Annotated in this window: 20 protein-coding genes; 13 read left to right on the top strand and 7 right to left on the bottom strand. The window is 59.6% G+C overall.

The features are described 5' to 3' along the window. Positions 1-197 precede the first annotated feature (197 nt). Entirely contained in the window at positions 198-1,574 is a 1,377-nt protein-coding gene (locus AC1DU9_RS12095; protein ID WP_223456569.1) for a glutamine synthetase family protein, read from the bottom strand. A gap of 667 nt (positions 1,575-2,241) precedes the next feature. On the opposite strand from AC1DU9_RS12095, the gene AC1DU9_RS12090 reads away from it, so the two are divergent. The 7 genes from AC1DU9_RS12090 (at position 2,242) to AC1DU9_RS12060 (ending at position 10,609) form a co-directional block, all read left to right on the top strand. Then, positions 2,242-3,600, top strand: a complete 1,359-nt coding sequence (locus tag AC1DU9_RS12090) for a glutamine synthetase family protein (protein ID WP_223456570.1) — start codon at positions 2,242-2,244, stop codon at positions 3,598-3,600. A 59-nt stretch (positions 3,601-3,659) separates the two neighbouring features. After that, positions 3,660-5,024: an aspartate aminotransferase family protein gene (locus AC1DU9_RS12085; RefSeq protein ID WP_477810196.1), complete on the top strand. Its 1,365-nt coding sequence runs from the start codon at positions 3,660-3,662 to the stop codon at positions 5,022-5,024. A 171-nt stretch (positions 5,025-5,195) separates the two neighbouring features. Continuing rightward, positions 5,196-6,305: a polyamine ABC transporter substrate-binding protein gene (locus AC1DU9_RS12080; protein ID WP_223456572.1), complete on the top strand. Its 1,110-nt coding sequence runs from the start codon at positions 5,196-5,198 to the stop codon at positions 6,303-6,305. A gap of 187 nt (positions 6,306-6,492) precedes the next feature. Then, positions 6,493-7,590 (top strand): polyamine ABC transporter substrate-binding protein, encoded by a 1,098-nt coding sequence (locus AC1DU9_RS12075; RefSeq protein WP_317851105.1) that lies wholly within the window; start codon positions 6,493-6,495, stop codon positions 7,588-7,590. A gap of 72 nt (positions 7,591-7,662) precedes the next feature. Then, complete coding sequence (locus AC1DU9_RS12070; protein ID WP_223456574.1) at positions 7,663-8,805, top strand: ABC transporter ATP-binding protein; 1,143 nt, start codon at positions 7,663-7,665, stop codon at positions 8,803-8,805. A 35-nt stretch (positions 8,806-8,840) separates the two neighbouring features. Next, positions 8,841-9,722, top strand: coding sequence for an ABC transporter permease subunit (locus tag AC1DU9_RS12065; protein ID WP_191622238.1), 882 nt, complete (start codon positions 8,841-8,843; stop codon positions 9,720-9,722). Further along, positions 9,719-10,609, top strand: a complete 891-nt coding sequence (locus AC1DU9_RS12060; RefSeq protein ID WP_223456576.1) for an ABC transporter permease subunit — start codon at positions 9,719-9,721, stop codon at positions 10,607-10,609. Before AC1DU9_RS12065 ends, AC1DU9_RS12060 begins: the two co-directional genes overlap by 4 nt. Positions 10,610-10,691: 82 nt before the next feature. Here AC1DU9_RS12060 and AC1DU9_RS12055 read toward each other — a convergent pair whose 3' ends face one another. Next, on the bottom strand, positions 10,692-11,333 hold the full coding sequence (locus AC1DU9_RS12055; protein WP_223456578.1) for an HD domain-containing protein: 642 nt from the start codon (positions 11,331-11,333) through the stop codon (positions 10,692-10,694). 291 nt (positions 11,334-11,624) lie between these two features. On the opposite strand from AC1DU9_RS12055, the gene AC1DU9_RS12050 reads away from it, so the two are divergent. Continuing rightward, positions 11,625-12,590: a GlxA family transcriptional regulator gene (locus AC1DU9_RS12050; RefSeq protein ID WP_477810195.1), complete on the top strand. Its 966-nt coding sequence runs from the start codon at positions 11,625-11,627 to the stop codon at positions 12,588-12,590. Between the two features lie 145 nt (positions 12,591-12,735). Here the strand turns inward: AC1DU9_RS12050 and AC1DU9_RS12045 are convergent, their stop codons facing one another. Together AC1DU9_RS12045 and AC1DU9_RS12040 are read right to left on the bottom strand one after the other, a co-directional pair. After that, a complete protein-coding gene (locus AC1DU9_RS12045; RefSeq protein ID WP_223456583.1) occupies positions 12,736-15,135 on the bottom strand; it encodes a penicillin acylase family protein in 2,400 nt (799 codons plus the stop codon). Between the two features lie 103 nt (positions 15,136-15,238). Beyond that, positions 15,239-15,820: a DUF6436 domain-containing protein gene (locus tag AC1DU9_RS12040; RefSeq protein WP_223456585.1), complete on the bottom strand. Its 582-nt coding sequence runs from the start codon at positions 15,818-15,820 to the stop codon at positions 15,239-15,241. A 96-nt stretch (positions 15,821-15,916) separates the two neighbouring features. On the opposite strand from AC1DU9_RS12040, the gene bipL reads away from it, so the two are divergent. Continuing rightward, positions 15,917-16,864 (top strand): phospholipase BipL, encoded by a 948-nt coding sequence (bipL, locus tag AC1DU9_RS12035; RefSeq protein WP_223456588.1) that lies wholly within the window; start codon positions 15,917-15,919, stop codon positions 16,862-16,864. 145 nt (positions 16,865-17,009) lie between these two features. Here bipL and AC1DU9_RS12030 read toward each other — a convergent pair whose 3' ends face one another. Next, positions 17,010-17,762 (bottom strand): DUF2059 domain-containing protein, encoded by a 753-nt coding sequence (locus AC1DU9_RS12030; RefSeq protein ID WP_223456590.1) that lies wholly within the window; start codon positions 17,760-17,762, stop codon positions 17,010-17,012. 108 nt (positions 17,763-17,870) lie between these two features. On the opposite strand from AC1DU9_RS12030, the gene AC1DU9_RS12025 reads away from it, so the two are divergent. Then, positions 17,871-18,503, top strand: coding sequence for a 2OG-Fe(II) oxygenase (locus AC1DU9_RS12025; RefSeq protein ID WP_223456592.1), 633 nt, complete (start codon positions 17,871-17,873; stop codon positions 18,501-18,503). 2 nt (positions 18,504-18,505) lie between these two features. Then, complete coding sequence (locus AC1DU9_RS12020) at positions 18,506-18,991, top strand: 2-thiouracil desulfurase family protein (RefSeq protein ID WP_223456594.1); 486 nt, start codon at positions 18,506-18,508, stop codon at positions 18,989-18,991. Positions 18,992-19,130: 139 nt separating this feature from the next. On the opposite strand, the gene AC1DU9_RS12015 is transcribed toward AC1DU9_RS12020, so the two are convergent. Beyond that, positions 19,131-19,715, bottom strand: a complete 585-nt coding sequence (locus AC1DU9_RS12015; protein WP_223456597.1) for a transporter substrate-binding domain-containing protein — start codon at positions 19,713-19,715, stop codon at positions 19,131-19,133. A 135-nt stretch (positions 19,716-19,850) separates the two neighbouring features. Between AC1DU9_RS12015 and AC1DU9_RS12010 the strand changes: the two genes are divergently transcribed. Then, complete coding sequence (locus AC1DU9_RS12010) at positions 19,851-20,276, top strand: DUF4399 domain-containing protein (protein ID WP_223456599.1); 426 nt, start codon at positions 19,851-19,853, stop codon at positions 20,274-20,276. Positions 20,277-20,330: 54 nt separating this feature from the next. Here the strand turns inward: AC1DU9_RS12010 and serA are convergent, their stop codons facing one another. Continuing rightward, positions 20,331-21,560 (bottom strand): phosphoglycerate dehydrogenase, encoded by a 1,230-nt coding sequence (gene serA, locus AC1DU9_RS12005; protein WP_223456601.1) that lies wholly within the window; start codon positions 21,558-21,560, stop codon positions 20,331-20,333. Between the two features lie 204 nt (positions 21,561-21,764). On the opposite strand from serA, the gene AC1DU9_RS12000 reads away from it, so the two are divergent. Continuing rightward, positions 21,765-23,159, top strand: a complete 1,395-nt coding sequence (locus AC1DU9_RS12000) for an FAD-binding oxidoreductase (protein WP_223456603.1) — start codon at positions 21,765-21,767, stop codon at positions 23,157-23,159. Positions 23,160-23,177 lie beyond the last annotated feature (18 nt).

The raw sequence follows: 23,177 nt of genomic DNA, 5'->3' as shown, positions 1-23,177 counted from the left end.
CAACACTTGGAGGGGCGACCGGATCAAATCTCGGGACCCTGAAGTTTGATCTTGCGGCGAGGTAATCGATGTAATCACTGTCTGATGGTTGTGTAGGAGTTGTCCCGGAAATGCCAGTCATCACTCAGCCGAAATGAACCCATAAAAAAACGCCGCAGGCTGTGAGGCCGGCGGCGTTTTTTTACTACTGCAACCGATTAAACGGTATGCAGGTACCAGTTGTACTCGAGGTCGGAGATGGAGTGTTCGAACTCCTCCAGCTCGCTCTCTTTGCATGCGACGAAGATATCGATGTATTTCGGATCGATGTACTTGGCCATGACTTCGCTGTCGTCCAGCTCGCGCAGTGCATCGCGCAGGTTGTTCGGCAGGCTCTGCTCGTTTTGCTCGTAGCTGTTGCCTTCCACTGGAGCGCCAGGCTCGACCTTGTTGGTCAGGCCGTGGTGCACGCCCGCCAGGACCGAAGCCATCAGCAGGTACGGGTTGGCATCGGCGCCGGCCACACGGTGTTCGATGCGTACGGCATCGGCGGCACCGGTCGGTACGCGAATCGCTACGGTGCGGTTGTCCAGGCCCCAGCACGGCGAGTTCGGCACGTAGAACTGTGCGCCGAAACGACGGTACGAGTTGACGTTCGGGCAGAGGAAGGCCATCTGCGCCGGTAGGGTCTCGAGCACACCGCCGATCGCGTGACGCAGTGCGGCGTTCTGCTCGGGATCCTCACTGGCAAAAATATTCTTGCCGTCTTTGTCGAGAATCGAGATATGGACGTGCAGACCATTGCCCGCCTGGCCCGGATACGGCTTGGCCATGAAGGTGGTGTCCATTTCATGGTCGTAGGCGATGTTCTTGATCAGGCGCTTGAGCAGGACCGCGTAGTCGCAGGCCTTGATCGGGTCAGCCACGTGGTGCAGGTTGACTTCGAACTGCGCCGGGGCACTTTCCTTGACGATGGCGTCGGCCGGAATGCCTTGCTCTTTGGCACCTTCCAGAATGTCCTGGAGGCAGTCGACGTATTCGTCGAGGTCGTCGATCAGGTAGACCTGTGTCGAGTGCGGACGTTTGCCGGAAACCGGCGAGCGAGGCGGTTGCGGACGACCGTTCACGTTCTCCTGGTCGATCAGGTAGAACTCCAGTTCGAACGCGGCGCAGATGGTCAGGCCCATTTCGTCGAACTTGCGCACCACGTTGGCCAGCACTTCACGCGGGTCGGCGAAGAATGGCTCGCCTTCGAGTTCGTGCATGGTCATCAACAGTTGCGCGGTCGGGCGCTTCTGCCATGGCTCGTTGCACAGGGTATCGGGGATTGGATAGCAGATTCGGTCAGCATCACCGATGTCCAGGCCCAGGCCGGTGCTTTCCACCGTCGAGCCATTGATATCCAGAGCAAATAAAGAGGCCGGCAGGTTGATGCCTTTCTCGTAAACCTTGTGGAGGCTGGTGCGTTCGATGCGCTTGCCGCGCACCACACCATTCATATCCGCAATCAGAAGGTCAACGTACAGAACCTCAGGATGTTCCTTAAGGAACGCGTTCGCTTCGTTAAGCTGAACGGCACGCGGGGGTACCGACATGATGCAACACCTTTGTTGTTAAAAATATCAATCATTGATCTTTTCAGATTCCAGTCAACCCGAACGGCATGCCGAAGTCAAGCGAGGCCTTTTTTGCCCTAAAAAAGCGCTTGTGTGGCTTTTTTGAGGCGCTTTGGGGCGTTTTTATGCCTTTGGCCCCAGTGGCGCCCGCAGGCTTGAGCGGGCCGTGTTGTATTTTTTACGGGGGTGTTGTGTAAAAAAATGAACAAGGCTAAGCTCGAATCAAACCCATAACAGCAATAATACCGGGGTGCTTCATGTCTCGCCTGCCGATAATCGGCGTCACCGACTGCTCAAGACAGGTCGGTCGGCATGTTTATCACATCAGTGATGACACGTCCGTCCGTTCCGTGGCCTCGGCGGTTCCGGTGATCCTTGCGTCCCTGACGGTTCGACCGTCCCCGTCCGATATTCTGGACGGTCGCGATGGCACCCCCATTACGGTTACTCCATTCAATATAGAACCGATTCACAATAGCGGCCTGACCATCGTTCAGGGCTCCGCTCGCGATTCTGCACGCCCGGCCTCTGCAGCCGCGTTGGCAAGCACGATAATCTGCCGCGCAAACGCTCTACAACGCGACGCCGATGCGTCAAACAACGCCTGACCTTAAAAGGGTCAGACAACTCAAGCCTAGAGGCATTTATGAGTAACAACCTCGACCAGCTCACCGATTGGTTGAAAAACCACAAGATCACAGAAGTCGAATGCATGATCGCCGACTTGACCGGGATTACCCGGGGCAAGATTTCGCCGACCAACAAATTCATCGCCGAAAAGGGCATGCGCCTGCCAGAGAGCGTGCTGTTGCAGACCGTGACCGGCGATTACGTCGAAGACGACATCTATTACGAACTGCTCGACCCGGCCGACATCGACATGATCTGCCGCCCCGACCAGAGTGCGGTGTACCTGGTGCCGTGGGCCATCGAGCCGACCGCCATCGTCATCCACGATACCTACGACAAGCAAGGCAACCCGATCGAGCTGTCGCCGCGCAACGTGCTCAAGAAAGTCCTGAAACTCTATACCGACAAAGGCTGGCAGCCGATCGTGGCGCCGGAAATGGAGTTTTACCTGACCAAGCGCAGTGACGACCCGGACTACCCGTTGCAGCCGCCGGTCGGTCGCTCCGGTCGCCCGGAAACCGGTCGTCAGTCGTTCTCCATTGAAGCGGCGAACGAGTTCGATCCGCTGTTCGAAGACGTCTATGACTGGTGCGAACTGCAGGACCTGGACCTCGATACGCTGATCCACGAGGACGGCACGGCGCAGATGGAAATCAACTTCCGTCACGGCGATGCCCTGTCCCTGGCCGACCAGATCCTGGTGTTCAAGCGCACCATGCGCGAGGCCGCGCTCAAGCACAACGTCGCTGCGACCTTCATGGCCAAGCCGATGACCGGCGAGCCGGGCAGCGCCATGCACTTGCACCAGAGCGTCATCGACATCGAGACCGGCAAGAACATCTTTTCTAATGAAGACGGGACCATGAGCCAGCTGTTCCTGCACCACATCGGTGGTCTGCAGAAACTCATTCCCGAGCTGTTGCCGCTGTTCGCACCCAACGTCAACTCGTTCCGCCGCTTCCTGCCGGATACTTCGGCACCGGTGAACGTGGAGTGGGGCGAAGAGAACCGCACCGTGGGCCTGCGGGTGCCGGATGCGGGGCCGCAAAACCGTCGGGTGGAAAACCGCCTGCCGGGCGCCGATGCCAACCCCTACCTGGCAATTGCCGCGAGCCTGCTCTGCGGTTACATCGGCATGGTCGAAGGCCTGAACCCGAGTGCACCGGTGGTGGGACGTGGCTATGAACGCCGCAACCTGCGCCTGCCGCTGACCATCGAAGACGCGCTGGAACGCATGGAAAACAGTTCAACCATCGAGAAATACCTCGGCAAAAATTTCATCACTGGCTACGTCGCGGTCAAGCGGGCCGAGCATGAAAACTTCAAGCGCGTGATCAGTTCGTGGGAAAGGGAATTCCTGCTCTTTGCCGTCTGATACGCCAGGCGCCGCCGCTACCTGGTGGCGCTTACACCTGATTTTTTTAGGAGATTCACATGACCAGCAACAATCCGCAAACCCGTGAATGGCAAACCTTGAGCAATGACCACCACCTGGCTCCGTTCAGCGACTTCAAGCAGCTGAAAGAGAAAGGCCCGCGGATCATTACCAACGCCAAGGGCGTTTACCTCTGGGACAGCGAAGGTAACAAGATCCTCGACGGTATGGCCGGCCTGTGGTGTGTCGCGATTGGTTATGGTCGCGATGAACTGGCCGATGCCGCCAGCAAGCAGATGCGCGAGCTGCCTTACTACAACCTGTTCTTCCAGACGGCGCACCCACCGGTACTGGAGCTGGCCAAGGCTATCGCCGACATCGCGCCAGAGGGTATGAACCATGTGTTCTTCACCGGTTCCGGCTCTGAAGGCAACGACACCATGTTGCGTATGGTTCGTCACTACTGGGCGATCAAGGGCCAGCCGAAAAAGAAAGTCATCATCAGYCGCAAGAACGGCTATCACGGTTCCACCGTGGCCGGCGCGAGCCTGGGCGGCATGACGTACATGCACGAACAGGGCGACTTGCCGATCCCGGGCATCGTTCACATTGCCCAGCCGTACTGGTTCGCCGAAGGCGGCGACATGACTCCGGAAGAATTCGGTGTATGGGCGGCCAACCAGCTGGAAGAAAAGATTCTGGAAGTCGGCGTCGACAACGTCGGTGCCTTTATTGCCGAACCGATCCAGGGTGCCGGTGGCGTGATCATTCCGCCAGAGACCTACTGGCCGCGCATCAAGGAAATCCTCGCCAAGTACGACATCCTGTTCGTGGCTGACGAAGTGATTTGCGGTTTCGGTCGCACCGGCGAGTGGTTCGGCAGCGATTTCTACGGCCTCAAGCCAGACATGATGACCATCGCCAAGGGCCTGACCTCGGGCTACATCCCGATGGGCGGCCTGATCGTGCGTGATGAAGTGGTGGACGTGCTCAACGAGGGCGGCGACTTCAACCACGGTTTCACCTATTCCGGGCACCCGGTGGCGGCGGCTGTGGGGCTGGAAAACATCCGTATCCTGCGCGACGAGAAAATTGTCGAGCGCGTGAAGTCAGAAACGGCACCGTATTTGCAAAAGCGTCTGCGGGAACTGAACGATCACCCGCTGGTGGGTGAAGTTCGTGGGGTCGGGCTGTTGGGGGCCATCGAACTGGTCCAGGACAAAGCCACTCGCAAGCGTTACGAGGGCAAGGGCGTCGGCATGATCTGCCGTCAGTTCTGCTTCGACAATGGCCTGATCATGCGCGCAGTCGGCGACACCATGATCATCGCTCCGCCACTGGTGATCACGCCGGCGGAAATCGATGAGCTGGTGGCCAAGGCTCGCAAGTGCCTTGACCTGACCCTGAGTGCATTGCAGGGCTAAGTGCTAGGCTCAGAGCGAGGGAGCTGCGGCACTCTCGCTCAAAGCTGTCACAAAGGCCGGTCTTTTCTTGAAAGACCGCCTCGGATCTTGCCAGACTAGCTGCAGTTCCAGTTGTCCGGGTTCGGCCGCTGAACAAAGTGGTTCAAAAAAGAAAAATTTGGAGCATGACGCATGAAGGCATTAGGTAAAAAGCTTGCTGGCAAGACACTTCTCGCCCTGTCCGTCGCGGGCATGATGGCGGGTGCGGTTCAGGCGGATGACAAGGTGTTGCACGTATACAACTGGTCCGACTACATCGCTCCGGACACCATCGCGAACTTCGAGAAAGAGTCGGGGATCAAGGTCGTTTACGACGTATTCGACAGCAACGAGACCCTGGAAGCCAAACTGCTGGCGGGCAAGTCCGGCTACGACGTGGTCGTGCCATCGAACAACTTCCTGGCCAAGCAGATCAAGGCCGGCGTATATCAGGAGCTGGACCAGTCCAAGCTGCCTAACTGGAAAAACCTGAACCAGGATCTGCTCAAGGCCGTTTCGGTCAGTGACCCTGGCAACAAGCACGCCTTCCCGTACATGTGGGGCTCGATCGGCATCGGTTACAACCCGGCGAAGGTCAAGGCTGCGTTGGGCGTCGATACCATCGACTCCTGGGACGTGCTGCTCAAACCGGAAAACATTGCCAAGCTCAAGGGTTGCGGTGTGAGTTTCCTCGATTCGCCGACCGAAATGCTCCCGGTCGCGCTGCACTACCTGGGCCTGCCAACCGACAGTCAGAAGAAAGAAGACATCAAGAAAGCCGAGGAACTGTTCCTCAAGATTCGTCCTTCGATCACCTACTTCCACTCGTCCAAGTACATCTCGGACCTGGCCAACGGCAACATCTGCGTAGCGGTTGGCTACTCGGGTGACGTTCAGCAGGCCAAGTCCCGTGCCGCAGAGGCGGGTGACAAGGTCAAAGTCAGCTACGCCATTCCGAAAGAAGGCGCTGGCAGTTTCTTCGACATGGTCGCGATTCCCAAGGATGCCGAGAACGTTCAGGGCGCCTACAAGTTCATGACCTTCCTGCAGAAGCCTGAAGTCATGGCCAGTATCACCAACGCCGTACGCTTCCCGAACGGTAACGCCGCTGCAACAGCTCTGGTAGAAAAAGACATCACCAGCGATCCAGGCATCTACCCGCCAGCCGATGTGCAGGCCAAGTTGTATGCCATCGCCGACCTGCCAGCGGCGACCCAGCGTGAAATGACCCGCAGCTGGACCAAGATCAAATCCGGTAAATAAGCCGGTTTGATGCAACGGCCTGTTGTCGTCACCTGCGCGGTGGCGGCAACAGGTTGAATTAAATGACAAAAGTTTTGCTGGAACGGTTTTTCGAGGGTAAGTTGCGCGCCGGTTTTGTTGCCGGGCAACTACGGTTGTCATGTAACGCGGGGCAACTTGGGCCCAACTAATTTCAGAGGACCTCCACTTGCCTGTTTTTTCTTTCTTGCGCAAAGCCATGCTGGTCGGCGCCGGGCTGACGATTGCTGTCAGTGTCCAGGCCGCCGGTACCGTGCATATTTATAACTGGTCAGACTACATCGGCGAGACCACCCTGGCCGACTTCCAGAAAGAGACCGGTATCAAGCCGGTTTATGACGTCTTCGATTCCAACGAAACCCTGGAAGGCAAGTTGCTCGCCGGGCGTACCGGCTACGACGTGGTCGTGCCGTCGAACCACTTTCTCGGCAAACAGATCAAGGCCGGGGCGTTCCAGAAACTCGACAAGTCGCAGCTGCCGAACTATTCGAACCTCGACCCGGTGCTGCTCAAGCGCCTGGAACAGAACGATCCGGGCAACCTGTACGCCGTGCCGTACCTGTGGGGCACCAATGGCATCGGCTACAACGTCGACAAGGTCAAGGCTGTGCTGGGCGTCGACACGATCGATTCCTGGGGCGTGCTGTTCGAGCCGCAGAACATCAAGAAACTGCAAAGCTGTGGTGTAGCCTTCCTCGACTCCGCCGATGAAATGATGCCGACAGTGCTCAACTACATGGGCCTGAATGCCAACAGCACCGATCCCAAGGACTACGAAAAGGCCACCGCCAAGTTGCTTGCAGTGCGACCTTACGTGACCTACTTCCACTCTTCGAAATACATCGCGGATCTGGCCAACGGCGATATCTGCGTGGCGATCGGTTTCTCCGGCGACATCTTCCAGGCGAAGAATCGCGCCGAAGAAGCCAAGAAAGGCGTGAACATCGCCTATTCGATCCCGAAAGAGGGCGGCGCGCTCTGGTTCGACATGCTGGCGATTCCGAAGGACTCGGCCAACGTGAAGCAGGCCAACGCGTTCATCAACTATTTGCTCAAACCCGAGGTGATTGCCCAGGTCAGTGATTACGTCGGCTATGCCAACCCTAATCCGGGGGCGGACAAACTGATGGAACAGTCCATTCGCACCGACGAAGCGGTTTATCCACCGCAAGCGGTGCTCGACAAGACCTACGTGTCCATCGAGCTACCGCCGAATATTCAACGTTTGATGACCCGCAGCTGGACCAAGGTCAAGTCGGGTAAATAGTTTCAAGGCTCAAACTATCCAGGTTGGCTCACCTTGAGCGAACTGCACTCTTTTTTTCTGGGAGTTTCGTAAATGGCAGTTGCCTCCGGCGCCTATAAGAAAGCCCTCGAGGGCGACCAGTCACCTAAACAGGTACTGGTCAAAATCGACCGGGTCACGAAGAAGTTCGACGAGACGATTGCCGTGGACGATGTGTCCCTGGAAATCAAGAAAGGCGAAATTTTCGCCCTGCTCGGCGGTTCGGGATCGGGCAAATCCACGTTGCTGCGCATGCTCGCAGGTTTCGAACGGCCCACGGAGGGGCGCATTTTCCTCGATGGCGTAGACATCACTGACATGCCGCCCTACGAGCGGCCAATCAACATGATGTTCCAGTCCTACGCCCTGTTTCCGCACATGACTGTGGCGCAGAACATTGCCTTCGGCCTCAAGCAGGACAAGTTGTCGGCCGCTGAAATCGATGCACGGGTGGCGGACATGCTCAAGCTGGTACAGATGAGCCAGTACGCCAAGCGCAAGCCGCATCAGTTGTCCGGCGGGCAGCGTCAGCGCGTGGCCCTGGCCCGTTCCCTGGCCAAGCGTCCGAAATTGCTGCTGCTCGACGAACCGATGGGCGCCCTGGACAAGAAGCTGCGTTCGCAAATGCAGCTGGAGCTGGTGGAGATCATCGAGCGCGTCGGCGTAACTTGCGTGATGGTGACCCACGACCAGGAAGAGGCCATGACCATGGCCGAGCGCATCGCGATCATGCACCTGGGCTGGATCGCCCAGATCGGCAGCCCGATCGACATCTACGAAACCCCGACCAGCCGCCTGGTCTGCGAATTCATCGGCAACGTGAACATCTTCGAAGGCGAAGTGATCGACGACGCCGAAGGCCACGCGATCATTACCTGCAAGGACCTGGATCGTCAGATCTATGTCGGCCACGGCATCAGCACTTCGGTGCAGGACAAGTCGGTTACCTACGCGATACGTCCGGAAAAACTGCTGGTCACCGCCAACATGCCGACCTGCCAGTACAACTGGTCCAGCGGCAAGGTGCACGACATCGCCTACCTCGGCGGCCATTCGGTGTTCTACGTCGAACTGCCAAGCGGCAAGCTGGTGCAGTCGTTCGTGGCCAACGCCGAGCGTCGCGGGCAGCGTCCGACCTGGGGTGATCAGGTCTACGTGTACTGGGAAGACGACAGCGGCGTGGTACTTCGCTCATGAACATGCGCAAACTCAAACGCCGTCTCAATCGAATAATTCCCGGTGGCCGTCAGATGGTCATCGGAGTTCCTTTCATCTGGCTGTTCCTGTTCTTCATGCTGCCGTTCTTCATTGTTCTGAAGATCAGCTTCGCCGAAGCGGACGTCGCCATTCCGCCGTACACCGAAATCTACAGCTACGCCGAGCAGAAGCTGCAGTTGCTGCTTAACCTGGGCAACTACGCAATGCTGGCCGGTGACGAGCTGTACATCGCCGCTTACCTCGGCTCGTTGAAGATGGCGCTTTTCAGCACCATCCTCTGCCTGCTGATCGGCTACCCGATGGCCTACGGCATCTCCGTTGCCCGCAAGGAAGTGCAGACGGTGCTGGTGCTGCTGATCATGATGCCGACCTGGACCGCGATCCTGATCCGCGTTTATGCGTGGATGGGCATCCTCAGCAACAACGGCCTGCTCAATGGTTTCCTGATGAGCATGGGCTGGATCGACGAACCGCTGCAGATCCTCAACACCAACCTGGCGGTCTACATCGGCGTAGTCTATTCCTACCTGCCGTTCATGATCCTGCCGTTGTACGCCAACCTGGTGAAGCACGACCAGAGCCTGCTGGAAGCCGCGTCGGACCTGGGTTCGAGCACCTTCAACAGCTTCTGGAAAATCACCGTGCCGCTGTCGAAAAACGGCATCATCGCAGGCTGCATGCTGGTGTTCATCCCGGTGGTGGGCGAGTTCGTGATCCCGGAACTGCTGGGCGGTCCGGAAACCCTGATGATCGGTAAAGTGCTCTGGCAGGAGTTCTTCAACAACCGTGACTGGCCGGTGGCGTCTGCCCTGGCGGTGGTGATGCTGGCGATCCTGATTGTGCCGATCATTCTGTTCAACCGTAGTCAGGCCAAAGAAATGGAGGGCAAGGAATGAAGCGCTTCCGTTTCTCAAGTTTCATGCTGGTAGCGGGTTTGCTATTCATCTACGCGCCGATGCTGATCCTGGTGATCTACTCGTTCAACGCCTCCAAACTGGTAACGGTGTGGGGCGGCTGGTCGGTCAAGTGGTACGTCGGCTTGCTCGACAACAGCCAGTTGATGGGCTCGGTGGTGCGCTCGCTGGAAATCGCCTGCTACACGGCGGTGGCGGCGGTGGCACTGGGTACATTGGCGGCGTTCGTCCTGACGCGCATTACGCGCTTCAAGGGCCGCACCCTGTTCGGTGGCCTGGTCACCGCGCCACTGGTCATGCCTGAGGTGATCACCGGTCTGTCGCTGTTGCTGCTGTTCGTGGCCATGGCGCAGATGATCGGCTGGCCGCAGGAGCGCGGCATCGTCACCATCTGGATCGCCCACACCACGTTCTGTGCGGCCTATGTGGCGGTGGTGGTCTCGGCGCGTTTGCGCGAGCTGGACCTGTCCATCGAAGAGGCGGCCATGGACCTGGGCGCGAAACCGTGGAAGGTGTTCTTCCTGATCACCATCCCGATGATCGCCCCATCGCTGGCGGCGGGCGGCATGATGTCGTTCGCCCTGTCGCTGGATGACCTGGTGCTGGCGAGCTTCGTGTCCGGCCCGGGTTCCACGACCCTGCCGATGGAAGTGTTCTCGGCGGTGCGTCTGGGGGTGAAGCCCGAGATCAACGCCGTGGCCAGCCTGATCCTGCTGGCCGTGTCGATCGTGACCTTCATGGTCTGGTTCTTCAGCCGTCGCGCCGAAGAAAGCCGCAAGCGTGCGATCCAGCAAGCGATCGAGGAAGCGGCAGCCGACTCGTGGAAGCAACCGGACGTGCGTCGCGCACAGGCACCGGAAGCGGCTTGAGCCCGAATTGGGTAGACCACATTTGAGTGGTCTACCCAAATCCAATGTGGGAGCAAGCTCGCTCCCACAGGTTCTTCTGCAGTCAGGAAGTCCAAGGGGATTTACGGATGACCTCGACGAAGTTCATCGGCTTGAACCCCGGCTCCTGATCCACCAGCACATCGGTCTTCACATTGCCGAACGTGGTCTGCGGACGATGGCGCAAGCCGTCGGCAAACGCGCAGATGATGCACTCCTTGAATCCCTCGCCCCGTGGATGCGCATGCACCACCGCTTCGCGCTGCACGGAGGAGAACGCCGCGTAGTCCATGCCCAGCACGTCCATCTCGACGCCGGCCGTTACCAGCGCCACGGTGGGCCGCAAGTGCTGAGGCACGCCCGGCGTGGTGTGCAGGGCAATCGATAGCCAGACCTGTTCGATATCGTCATCGCTCAATCCGTACGGCTTGAGAAATGCGGCTGCCGCGTTGGCTCCATCGACTTCGAAGCGTTCGTTGTCACTGCGATGACCTTGCACCAGGCCCAGGTCATGGAACATCGCGCCGACGTACAGCAACTCCGGGTTGTAGGCCAATCGCTTGCGCTCACCGCTCAGTGCACCGAACAGGAAGACCCGGCGCGAGTGGTGGTAGAGCAGGTCCGACTCGATGTCACGGATGTATTCGGTGGTGGCCTTGGCCAGCGCGCTGTCCGGGATCCTGATGCCGGCGATGGTGCTGCTCATTGAGTTGTCCTCGTCGTGATGAGGGTTCCAGTCTGTTCCGGCCCCCGAAACCGGACAATCGATCCATGGCTGCGATCCCGGCCAATGAGCGTGCATATCGCGCCAACCTCGCTTGTTGCTTGTGGATTGGCTAGGGTGCATGCAGACCCTGTAGGAGCGAGCCTGCTCGCGATGAACGTGAGAGCGCCGCGTAAATCCAGGCAGCCCCCGTCATCGTTGACGTCCATCGCGAGCAGGCTCGCTCCTACAGGTGTGCGTTGCCATTCAATGCCATCAGAGGCGTTTTGAACCATGAGTAAAACCGTAGCCATTGTGGTGTTCGCCGGCGTTCAGTCTCTGGATGTCACCGGCCCCATGGATGTGTTTTCCGAGGCCAATCGTTTCCTCGCCCCGCAGGATCACTACCGGCTGGAAGTGATCGGCGTCGAGCACGGAATGATGGCGTGCTCCAACGGTCTGGCGCTCAATGCCCATCGGCATTTCAGCGAAGCGCTGGAGGCTTATGACCTGTTGCTGGTGGCTGGCGGGCCGCAGTTGCCGTTCATGAGTTTCGGCGCGGCATTCGACACCTGGCTACGCAGTGCATGCGGGCGGGCGCAACGGTTTGGCTCGATCTGCAACGGCGCGTTCATGCTCGCCCGGGCGGGGTTGCTGGAAGATCGCACGGTCACTACCCACTGGAATGATGCGTCGTCGCTGGCAATTTTGTGCCCGTCGACCCGGGTTGAAGYGGATCGCCTTTACGTAGAGGACGGGGAGCTGTTCACCTCGGCGGGGGTCACTGCGGGCATCGATCTGTCCCTGTACCTGCTGGGCCGGGATCACGGGCCGGAAGTGGCGCTGAATGTCGCCAAGCGGCTGGTGGTGTTCACCCAGCGTTCGGGCGGGCAATCGCAGTTCAGCCCGTTTCTTACGCCCCACGCCGAACCGGATTCGGCGGTGGCAATGGTCCAGCATTACGTGCTGGCCAACCTGACGGGCGACCTGACCATCGCCGACCTGGCCAATGCCGCCAATATGAGCGCACGCAACTTCTCCCGGGTGTTCGCCAGGGAAGCGAAAATCACCCCGGCCGAGTTTGTCGAGCGTGCACGGGTCGATGCGGCGCGGGTGATGCTCGAAAGCACCCGCGCGCCGCTCAAGACTGTGGCCTATCAATGCGGCTTTCGCAATGCCCAGCACATGCGCAGTGTGTTTAATCGCAGATTGGGGGTGACGCCGCAGCAGTTCAGGCTGAATTTTGCGGCGATGGTTTGAACTGAATTTGTGGGTGCCTTCCAGGGCCCCATCGCGAGCAAGCTCGCTCCCACAGGGATCTTTGTTGAGCACAAATTTTGTGAACAACAGAAAAACCTGTGGGAGCGAGCTTGCTCGCGATGGGGCCAGCCCGGCCAGCAAAAATCTACGGTACAGCCCGCGCCGGCAACAGCTTCAAGGTGCTGCGCGTATTGGCCGTGACTTCTTCGTCATTAAGATGCGCCTGGAAGTACATCCCCTCGATGTAGGCCTCGGCCTGATCATCATAGTGACTGTCGAACAGTACGCCGCTCTGGCCGACCGGGTTGACGGTCAGGCTGTGGGCCGGGTCGGCGAAGTCGATCAGGCGCCGGGTCGAAGGGCCGTAGGTGACAGGCCACGGAGCCGGGCCGATCTTCGCCGAGAGGTTGTTCGGCACTTCATGGGTGCCGGGTGCGGCGAAGGGGCCGACGTTGAAGATCAGGTCCAGCGGCTTTTGCTGCCCCAGCGGATGGCCATGGGTCAATGTGTGCGCCTTGCCCCACTGCCATTGCGCGAAGTCTGCACCGAGGGTGGTCTTGAGGTGCGCGATGCTGGCTTGCCAGGCCGCCTTGACCGTATCGGCACGGGTTTCCTTGCCGAGTGTGCCGCGGTTGTCCCACCACGGCGAATCGGCGCTGGCGGCCAGGCGGGGTAACGCGGCGTCGATCACCCGGGTCGAGAGCAGCGTCTCGAAGAAGTCGTTGCCCAGCTCATCGCGCATCGTCGCGTCAGCCAGGTTGAACAGGAACTGGTTGAACAGCGTGGCGCTGGTGGAGTCGAGCGGGTAATCGCCTTTCCACAGGGCCAGTTGCTCCACCAGTTTGAGTTCGGCGGGATCGCTCACCACTTCGCGCAACACCGGCAACAGCGGTGCCAACAGGCGCGGGCCATAGGCGGTGGTGGTGCCCAGTTGCAGCTGCTGGCTGTTTTCCAGGTTCCATTTGACGGCTTTGTCGCTGAGTTGGCGATTGAGCTGCTGGCCACGATCGGCAAGGTTGTAGTAGCCGGGAATTTCCATGCCGGTCGGCGATAGCGGCTGAAAGTTGGCCGAAACAATGTAGCCGCGCGCCGGGTTTTCTTCCTGGGGGTTGGCCGAGAACGGGTAGAAGCCGTCCTTGTCCGCCTCGGCGGTGCTGCCGTCGAGGATGAACCACGGACGTACGCCCGCCGGACGTTTAGGCAATTGCGCCGCCGCCCACCAGCCGATGTCACCCTTGGTATTGGCCCAGACAACGTTCAGGCCTGGCGCCTGGATTTTTGCCGCGGCACCACGGGCCTTGGCCAGGGTGTCGGCGCGATTGAGCTGGTAGAAGCCCTCCAGAATCGGATTCTGGCTTTCGAGAAACGCCCACCAAATGGCAATCGGCGTCTTGCCGACGCCGTTGCTCAGGGCATCGTTGACGATCGGGCCGTGGGGTGACTGGCGCAGCACCAGCGTGACCGGTGCCTGGCCCTTGACCGCGATCTGCTGCTCGCTGGTCGTCATGTCCACCCACTTGCCGCGATACCAGACCTGATTGGGGTTGTCCGGGTTGACCTTCTCGGCGATCAGGTCGAGGTCGTCGTTCTGGAACATGGTGATGCTCCAGCCGAAGTCGTGGTTCATGCCCAGGGAGGCGAACGGCATCAAGGCCTGATAGTGGCCGTAGAGTTCAAAGCCCGGAGCCGAGAGTTGCGCTTCGTACCACACCGACGGCGCGGAAAAACGGATATGCGGATCACCCGCCAGCAGCGGCTTGCCGCTTTGGGTCCGGCTGCCTGCGACGACCCAGGCGTTGCTGCCCTCGAACTGTGGCAGGCCGTTGTCGGCCAAGGCTTGTTCGCTCAGGCGGGCGAGGGCATTGAGGTCTTTCCAGTCGGCGCTGGCCAGGGAGGGTGCGGTCCCGTTGAGCACGCCTTTTGGCTGCCAGTCGAGATCGAAGATGTTCAGGTATCCGGGCCCCAGTTGATCGCGCACGAATGTCAGCAAGGGTTCGGTACGAAATGCGGCTGCAAAACTGTAGGCCATGTACCCGGCGATGCTGATGGTGTCCTGGGCCGTGAATGGACGTTTTGGAATGCCCAGCACGTCGAACTCCACGGGTTTTGCGTGACTGTCCTGATACTGGTTGATGCCGTCCAGATAGGCTTGCATGGCAATGAAGGCGGGCGACTGCTTGTCGAGATTCGCGAAGTAGGTTTCGGCGCGTTCGCGAATGCGCAGGCTGCGCATCAGTTTGTCGGTGTCGAGCAGTTTTGGCCCGAGCACTTCGGCCAATTCGCCACGGGCCAGGCGACGCAAGACTTCCATCTGGAACAGGCGGTCCTGGGCATGCACGTAGCCGAGGGCGCGGTACAGGTCGGTTTCGTTTTCGGCGTGGATGTGCGGGACGCCGCGCTCGTCGTAGCGCACGGTGACGGAGCCTTGCAGGTGTTGCAGTTCCACCATGCCCTGGCGTGACGGCTGCTTGCTGTAGAGGTACCCGCCGGCCCCGGCGGCCAGCACGACGATCAGCAGAGCGAGAGCGGTCAGGCTGCGTTTCATGGCGACTCCTTGTTGTTATTGTGATTCCTGGCGCCACTGTGTAACACGGCGCGCCGATATGGCGCATCGCCCGTAGGAGGGATTCGTATTACCAGGTCTTTGCCTACTTCGCTGGATCGACAGGCCACGGGCAGTAACAACCCACAGCCAATGTGTGCGTGGCACTCACTGCACGGCCTTCATCCAGCGCTTGCAGGATGGGTTCGATAAAACTGTTGCTCGAATTGCAGGTCAGGCCTTCGCTGTAGGGGCCGAAGTACGCCAGTTTGCCGCTGCGATCCCAGATCGCCACGGCCGGGCTGGCGGGGATCTGTTCGGAACCGGGCAGGATGTCGATGGTTTTGAGGCTGCTCAGGGTGCCCGGCAATTGGCCGTGGCTACCGGGTTTTTGCACGACATAGAATTCCACGCCATGGGGTACGTAGCGCTCGACCAGTTCGGTCAGGTGTTGTTGATTGCCGACATTGCACGGGCAGGCCGGGTCCCAGAAATGCACCAGGCGGATGGCGCCAGGGCCGGCGAGGGACTCGGGAAGGCGCAGCGGATCCCCCGAAAACATCGCCGTGTGCTCGCTGAACGCCCGCAGGTAACGCCCCTGGAACCAGTTGTAGGCCGCCCACAACATGCCGGCACACACCACGGCGAGCAGGCAGGCAAACAGGGTGGCGCGATAGGGCGAGCGCATCGGTTCAGTCCTCGAAGGTCGGCTAGCTTGCCATGCTTGCCGCGACAGAAGAATATCGCAGGCCTATAAAGTCCGTTTCACGTTCTGGAATCGTCCATGCCGGCTACTTTCGACCCTGATCTTCTACGCGCCAGCTTGCTGCCTCTGGCAGCCGGGCAGCCGTTGTCAGCACAGGCGCAGGCTTACCGGCGGTTCTACGGGCTGGATTTTGCGCAGCGTCAGGTGCGCAGTGGCCTTGGGCGGTTCGAGGTCGATGGTTATGAGCTGGTCAGCCAGTTCTGGTGGCCCGAGCGGGCGAAGGCGACGCTGTTTGTCATCCACGGTTTCTACGATCACACCGGGCTCTACCGGCATGTGATCGAGTGGGCGCTGGACCAGGGCTTTGCGGTGATTGCCTGCGACTTGCCGGGGCACGGCTTGTCCAGTGGCGAACGGGCGAGCATCAAGGACTTCGCCGAGTATCAGGACGCGTTGCAAGGGTTGTTCGGCGAGGCACAATCCCTCGACTTGCCGCAACCGTGGCACCTGTGTGGGCAGAGTACCGGCGGGGCGATCGTGATCGATCATGTGTTGAATGCGGGGGTGAGCAGCCCGGCGCAGGGTCAGGTGATTCTGCTGTCGCCGCTGGTGCGGCCGCGGGCGTGGGGTTGGTCGCAACTGAGTTACTACCTGCTCAAGCCTTTCGTCAAAGCCATCGCCCGGCGTTTCAGCGAGAACTCCAACGACCCGGCGTTTTTGCCGTTCCTGCAAGCAGATCCGTTGCAGCCGCTGCGCCTGCCGACAGCCTGGGTGGGCGCATTGGCACGCTGGATCAAGCGTATCGAAGCCGCACCCGCGAGCACGCGGCGGCCGCTGATCGTGCAGGGCCAGGCCGACATGACAGTGGATTGGGAGCACAACCTGGACGTTTTGCGGGGCAAGTTTGATCGGCCGCAGGTGCTGATGCTGCCCGAGGCACGGCATCATCTGGCGAATGAAACGTTGGTGATGCGGCAGGAGTATTTCGGGTTTTTGACCAGGCGGATCAAAGGGCACAATCTCTAGTGTCTGTTTTGGCCCCATCGCGAGCAAGCTCGCTCCCACAGGTTTTGCGGTGATCACAAATTTGTGGGGGGCGACTCAAAACACTGTGGGAGCGAGCTTGCTCCGGGCGGCGTTCCGACGATAGCGGTCTATAAGTTGGTGAGGATCACTGGGTCAGGTTCGAATTGCTCTGCCCCACCGCCAACCCCGCCCGAATTGCCGCTAGCGCCGCTTGATAATAAGCCTGGCCTTCCGCCGATTCGGCAAAGGTCGCGAACTCTTCCAGATCGTCGTCCGACAGGTCGCGATAGACATACAACAGCGTGTTGTTGAGGTCGCTGCCGATCTGGTCCATCAGGCGCTGACGTTGTCCGTTCAGCATGCCCTGTGCCTGACCGGCACCGAGCAGCCCGGGAATCATCGAGCTCAAGCTATCGGCGGCGACGCCAGCAATCGCCAGGCTGACTTCCGCGCCGGCCTCGCGTGCGGGCAGGGCTTGTGCCAAATGGCCGATGATCAGCATGCGGCTGTCGCTGGCCTGCATTTTCGGCAGACCCTTGGCGTTTTTTGCCAGTTGGTCGCGACGGGTCGCCAGTAGCTCGGCGGCGACGATTTTCTTGCCCAGGGGCGATTGGAAAAACGTCAGCGCGGGTTTGGGGTTGGCGAGGTTCTTGCGCAATTGCGCTTCGGCGCGCCGGTCCATGGCCTGGGCGGAAAATCGCTGATTGCTGTTATTGACCAGTGCCTGAAACACCGCTGGAGGCAGGCTGCCCTGATAGCGTTGCTGAGCAGCCGAGAGGGCGTCGCTGAAATGCGCGCGTTGTTCCGGCCAGCCGGCGACCTTGTACAACTGGTCGTGGCTGTCTGCCCAGGCGGGCAATACGCAGAACATCAGCAGTGATAAAAGCAAACGGCGCATAGGGACTCCAGTCAGCAGGCGACTATTCTCCGTGCGGCATCCGTACTTGTCGAGAATTCGTATCAGTCCGCTGCGCGGCTCTGTCGGATTTCCGGGTACAGGAATACTATGCGCGGCATGCAAATATCCTCTGATCACCCGCTGCTGTTACGAATCGTCGACGATCTGGCCGAGCACGGTTGGTCGCAGCAGAATATTTTCCTGCCTCTGGATCTGACCCAGGCGCTGGCGGCCGAGTGTCGCAAGCGTGCTGTCGAGGGTGAGCTGGCTCCGGCCGCCGTGGGTCGTGGGCCGTCATCGGAGATCCGCGAAGGGATTCGTGGCGACCATATCCAGTGGATCGACCCCGGCCAGGCCGAGGCTTGCGACAGCTACCTGAACTTGATGGACAGCCTGCGCGAGGCGATCAATCGCGGTCTGTTTCTCGGCCTGGAGGATTTCGAAAGCCATTTTGCGATGTACCCGCCCGGTGCCTTTTACTTGAAGCATGTCGACCGCTTTCGCGATGACGACCGGCGCATGGTTTCGGCGGTGGTTTACCTCAATGACGGTTGGCTTCCCGAGCACGGCGGCCAATTGCGCATGTACCTCGACAATGATCGCGTCCAAGACGTGCAACCTATCGGCGGCTGCCTGGTGGTGTTTCTCTCCGCAGAGGTTCCCCACGAAGTCCTGCCCGCGACCCGGGATCGCCTGTCGCTGACCGGCTGGTTCCGCCGGCGCGGTAACGAGCCGTTCTGATCATGCAGAAAATTCTCGTCAGTCGCTGCCTGTTGGGCCACCGGGTTCGTTACGACGGCGGGGCCAGCGGGCCGTTCGATCCGCTTGCGCAGTGGCTTGATGAAGGTCGGGTCGTACCCTTGTGCCCAGAGGTCGCCGGCGGCTTGCCGACGCCACGGGCAGCGGCGGAAATTCCGGGCGGGCAGGGCGCGCAAGTGCTCGACGGCCAGGCGCTGGTGATCACTACCGAGGGCGAGGATGTCAGTGCGCAGTTTTTGTCGGGGGCGTATCAGGCACTTGAGCTGGTCCGCAAACATGGCATCCGCATCGCCATCCTCAAGGCCAACAGCCCGTCCTGCGGCAATCTGCTGACCTATGACGGGACATTCAGTGGTGTGAAGGTCAGTGGCGAGGGCGTGACGGCGGCGTTGCTCAGGCGCCATGGGGTGCAGGTGTTCAGTGAGCTGGAGTTGTCGCAAGTGGCGCTGACGTTGGCAGCACTCGATTAACGAGCGACACAAGACACTGTGGGAGCGAGCTTGCTCGCGATGAGGCCAGCCCAGTCAACATTGATGTTGAATGTCAGGCCGCCATCGCGCGCAGGCTCGCTCCTACAGGATCAGCTTTCACTTCAGACCTGCAACAACCTCAAGGCTTCGGCACTTCGCCCGCATCCGCCCCCAACCACTTCTGCTCCAGCGCTTGCAGTCGCCCGTCATCCTTGATCCGCTGCAACGCGTTTTCCAGGCTGGCATGGAACGCCGGATTACCTTTCTGAAACGGAATCGCCAGGCTCACGGCCGGGTTGGTTTTAGGCTTTTCTTCTGTCAGCGACTGCACCAGCAGAATGGAGCGCGGTTCTTCTTTTTGCGCGATCAACTGCGCATGGGTTTGAACGTAAGGTTCGCTGAAGTCGAAACGATCCTGGAGGTCCGGGGTCACTGCTATGTGGTTGATGGCGATGTCGTATTTGCCACTTTCGACGCCAGTCAGCAGATCGCTGCCGTCGGTGACGACAAAGTCGGCCCGGACATCGAGTTCACTTGCCAGCAGTTGGCCCAGTTCGACTTCGAAACCGGTGAGTTTGTCGTCATCCTTGAAATTGAATGGCGGGGTGTTGGCTTCAACGGCAATGCGCAATTCGCCGCGGTCGTTGACGTCATCTATCAATTCGGCGTGAGCCAAAGGGCTCAAAAGGGGTAGCAGGCAGATCAGGCCAGGCAGAAAGCGCATGGTCACTCCTTTGAATTTTTATCGCGGACCCTCTGATTCAGGCTCGCTTTGCTATGGTTGTCGAGTGCCTTCGACAACGAATGGCCATGAAGTTGTCATGGTCACGCGAATTTTACGGAAAAACTGGAGAAGAGAATGAAAACCTTTAAGTCACGTGCTGCTTTGGCTGGCCTGTTGATGGGTGTTTCGGTGCTGGCCAGTGCTGCAACGCCGGCTCCGAAAGGCGCCGAAGTGTCCATTGTTTCTCCCAAGGACGGTGCGACGATTCCACAGACCGTCGTCGTCAAGTTCGCGGTCGAGAACATTGCCTTGGCACCGGCGGGCGATACCACCAAGAACACCGGTCATCACCACGTGCTGATCGACGTCGATGAGCTGCCAGCCGCCGGTGCGCCGATCCCCAAGGATGCCAACCACCTGCATTTCGGCGGTGCGCAGACCCAGGCTGAAATAACGCTCACGCCAGGCAAACATACCCTGCAGCTTGAACTGGGCGATAGCAACCACATGCCGTTCGAGCCACCGATCGTTTCCGAGAAGATTACCGTCAATGTGAAATAAAAAAGGGAGCCCCTTCGCAGGGGCTCCCTTTTTTACAGTTGCAAGCTTCAAGCTTTAGAACAACACCCGGCTACGGATGGTGCCGTTGACGTGTTGCAGCTTCTCTTGCGCCAGGTCCGAGTACTCGGCGTCGACGTCGATTACCACATAGCCGACCTTCTCGTTGGTCTGCAGGAACTGACCGGAGATGTTGATGCCGTTTTCGGCGAAGACCTTGTTGATCTCGCTCATCACACCCGGGATGTTCTCGTGGATGTGCAGCAGGCGGTGCTTGCCAGGGTGAGCCGGCAGGGCCACTTCCGGGAAGTTCACGGACGATACCGAAGTACCGTTGTCGCTGTACTTGACCAGTTTTTCCGCCACTTCCAGACCGATGTTGGCCTGGGCTTCAGCGGTGGAACCACCGATGTGCGGAGTCAGGATCACGTTGTCCAGGCCACGCAGCGGGCTTTCGAACTCTTCGTCGTTGGAGCGTGGCTCCACCGGGAACACGTCGATGGCTGCGCCGATCAGGTGCTTGTCCTTGATCGCGTCCGCCAGGGCGTCCAGTTCGACCACGGTGCCGCGGGCGGCGTTGATCAGGATGCCGCCTTTCTTGATCGCGCGGATTTCTTTCTCGCCCATCATCCACTGGGTGGCGGCGGTTTCCGGTACGTGCAGCGAAACGATGTCGGACATCGCCAGCAGCTCGTGCAGCTTGCCTACCTGAGTAGCGTTACCCAATGGCAGCTTGGTGATGGTGTCGTAAAAGTACACCTGCATCCCCAGGCCTTCCGCCAGGACCGACAGTTGAGTACCGATCGAGCCGTAACCGACGATGCCCAGCTTCTTGCCGCGGATTTCGAAGGAGTTGGCTGCGCTCTTGATCCAGCCGCCACGGTGGCAGGAAGCGTTCTTCTCAGGGATGCCGCGCAACAGCAGGATCGCTTCGGCCAGCACCAGCTCCGCAACGGAACGGGTGTTGGAGTACGGCGCGTTGAACACTGCGATGCCGCGTTCGCGGGCAGCGTCCAGGTCGACCTGGTTGGTGCCGATGCAGAAACACCCTACAGCCACGAGCTTCTTCGCGTGATCGAAGATCTCTTCGGTCAGTTGAGTGCGGGAGCGAATGCCGATGAAGTGAGCATCAGCGATCTTTTCCTTGAGCTGGGCTTCCGGCAGAGAACCTGTGAGGTACTCGATGCTGGTGTAGCCCGCCGCCTTGAGGACGTCGACAGCCGATTGGTGGACGCCTTCGAGAAGAAGGAACTTGATCTTGCTCTTATCGAGAGAAGTCTTGCTCATCTGCGTAAACCTGTATCCCGGAGAAAAATGGCAGGAGATAGCCAGCAGACGCTGACCCGGACGGCACGACAGCCGTCACCGCAGAACAGCCCTTGGGCACTATCCTGCGGGGTCGGTATGCTAGCATATGCGCCCCGCTAAACACTCATTCCTGCGACGTGAAGCGTTCTCAGGATGACCATGAATTGTTCGAGAGTTCTGTCGATGACCAATCCTGCCCTGATTGATGAGCTGAAGACACTGGTTGAGCCTGGCAAGGTGCTGACCGATGCCGACTCCCTGAATGCTTACGGAAAGGATTGGACCAAGCATTTCGCCCCGGCCCCGACCGCCATCGTGTTCCCCAAAACCACCGAGCAGGTCCAGGCCATTGTCCTGTGGGCCAATAAACACAAGGTGGCGCTGGTGCCGTCCGGCGGTCGTACCGGGTTGTCCGCCGCTGCCGTGGCGGCCAATGGCGAAGTGGTCGTGTCCTTCGACTACATGAACCAGATCCTCGACGTGAACCTCACTGACCGCACCGCCGTTTGTCAGCCGGGCGTGGTTACCGAGCATCTGCAGAACGTGGCCGAAGAAAAAGGGCTGTACTACCCGGTAGACTTCGCTTCGGCAGGATCGAGCCAGATTGGCGGCAATATCGGCACCAATGCCGGCGGGATCAAGGTGATTCGCTACGGCATGACCCGTAACTGGGTTGCTGGCATGAAAGTGGTCACCGGCAAGGGCGACGTGCTGGAACTGAACCGCGACCTGATCAAGAACGCCACCGGCTACGACATGCGTCAGCTGTTCATTGGCGCCGAAGGCACCCTCGGTTTCGTGGTCGAAGCGACCATGCGCCTGGATCGCGCGCCGAAAAACCTCACCGCGATGGTCCTCGGTACCGCCGATTTCGACTCGATCATGCCGGTGCTGCACGCCTTCCAGAGCAAGCTTGACCTGACCGCCTTCGAATTCTTCTCCGACAAGGCCCTGGCCAAAGTCATGGGCCGTGGCGATGTCCCGGCGCCGTTCGAAACCGACTGCCCGTTCTACGCGCTGCTGGAATTCGAAGCGACCACCGAAGATGTAGCCAACCACGCCCTGGAAACCTTCGAGCACTGCGTCGAGCAGGGCTGGGTGCTGGACGGCGTGATGAGCCAGAGCGAAACCCAGCTGCAAAACCTGTGGAAACTGCGCGAATACATCTCCGAAACCATTTCCCACTGGACGCCGTACAAGAACGACATCTCGGTCACCGTGTCGAAAGTCCCGGCGTTCCTGAAGGAAATCGACGCGATCGTCGGCGAACACTACCCGGACTTCGAAATCGTCTGGTTCGGCCACATCGGCGACGGCAACCTGCACTTGAACATCCTCAAGCCGGATACCCTGAGCAAGGACGAGTTCTTCGCCAAGTGCGCCACCGTCAACAAGTGGGTGTTCGAAACCGTCGAGAAGTACAACGGTTCGATTTCCGCCGAGCATGGCGTGGGCATGACCAAGCGTGACTACTTGACCTACAGCCGCTCCCCGGTCGAGATCGAGTACATGAAAGCGGTCAAGGCAGTGTTCGACCCGAACGGCATCATGAACCCGGGCAAGATCTTCGCGGTTTGATCTGCAATTTTTAAGCAT

The sequence above is a fragment of the Pseudomonas sp. P4_C1 genome (assembly GCF_056402155.1).
This window is presented reverse-complemented; position numbering and strand designations above follow the sequence as displayed.

What these genes read in the sequence shown, in the direction of transcription:
- AC1DU9_RS12095 (WP_223456569.1), bottom strand. Translation starts at nt 1,574, where the DNA reads ATGTCGGTACCCCCGCGTGCCGTTCAGCTTAACGAAGCGAACGCGTTC.
- AC1DU9_RS12090 (WP_223456570.1), top strand. Translation starts at nt 2,242, where the DNA reads ATGAGTAACAACCTCGACCAGCTCACCGATTGGTTGAAAAACCACAAG.
- AC1DU9_RS12080 (WP_223456572.1), top strand. Translation starts at nt 5,196, where the DNA reads ATGAAGGCATTAGGTAAAAAGCTTGCTGGCAAGACACTTCTCGCCCTG.
- AC1DU9_RS12070 (WP_223456574.1), top strand. Translation starts at nt 7,663, where the DNA reads ATGGCAGTTGCCTCCGGCGCCTATAAGAAAGCCCTCGAGGGCGACCAG.
- AC1DU9_RS12060 (WP_223456576.1), top strand. Translation starts at nt 9,719, where the DNA reads ATGAAGCGCTTCCGTTTCTCAAGTTTCATGCTGGTAGCGGGTTTGCTA.
- AC1DU9_RS12055 (WP_223456578.1), bottom strand. Translation starts at nt 11,333, where the DNA reads ATGAGCAGCACCATCGCCGGCATCAGGATCCCGGACAGCGCGCTGGCC.
- AC1DU9_RS12045 (WP_223456583.1), bottom strand. Translation starts at nt 15,135, where the DNA reads ATGAAACGCAGCCTGACCGCTCTCGCTCTGCTGATCGTCGTGCTGGCC.
- AC1DU9_RS12040 (WP_223456585.1), bottom strand. Translation starts at nt 15,820, where the DNA reads ATGCGCTCGCCCTATCGCGCCACCCTGTTTGCCTGCCTGCTCGCCGTG.
- bipL (WP_223456588.1), top strand. Translation starts at nt 15,917, where the DNA reads ATGCCGGCTACTTTCGACCCTGATCTTCTACGCGCCAGCTTGCTGCCT.
- AC1DU9_RS12030 (WP_223456590.1), bottom strand. Translation starts at nt 17,762, where the DNA reads ATGCGCCGTTTGCTTTTATCACTGCTGATGTTCTGCGTATTGCCCGCC.
- AC1DU9_RS12025 (WP_223456592.1), top strand. Translation starts at nt 17,871, where the DNA reads ATGCGCGGCATGCAAATATCCTCTGATCACCCGCTGCTGTTACGAATC.
- AC1DU9_RS12020 (WP_223456594.1), top strand. Translation starts at nt 18,506, where the DNA reads ATGCAGAAAATTCTCGTCAGTCGCTGCCTGTTGGGCCACCGGGTTCGT.
- AC1DU9_RS12015 (WP_223456597.1), bottom strand. Translation starts at nt 19,715, where the DNA reads ATGCGCTTTCTGCCTGGCCTGATCTGCCTGCTACCCCTTTTGAGCCCT.
- AC1DU9_RS12010 (WP_223456599.1), top strand. Translation starts at nt 19,851, where the DNA reads ATGAAAACCTTTAAGTCACGTGCTGCTTTGGCTGGCCTGTTGATGGGT.
- serA (WP_223456601.1), bottom strand. Translation starts at nt 21,560, where the DNA reads ATGAGCAAGACTTCTCTCGATAAGAGCAAGATCAAGTTCCTTCTTCTC.
- AC1DU9_RS12000 (WP_223456603.1), top strand. Translation starts at nt 21,765, where the DNA reads ATGACCAATCCTGCCCTGATTGATGAGCTGAAGACACTGGTTGAGCCT.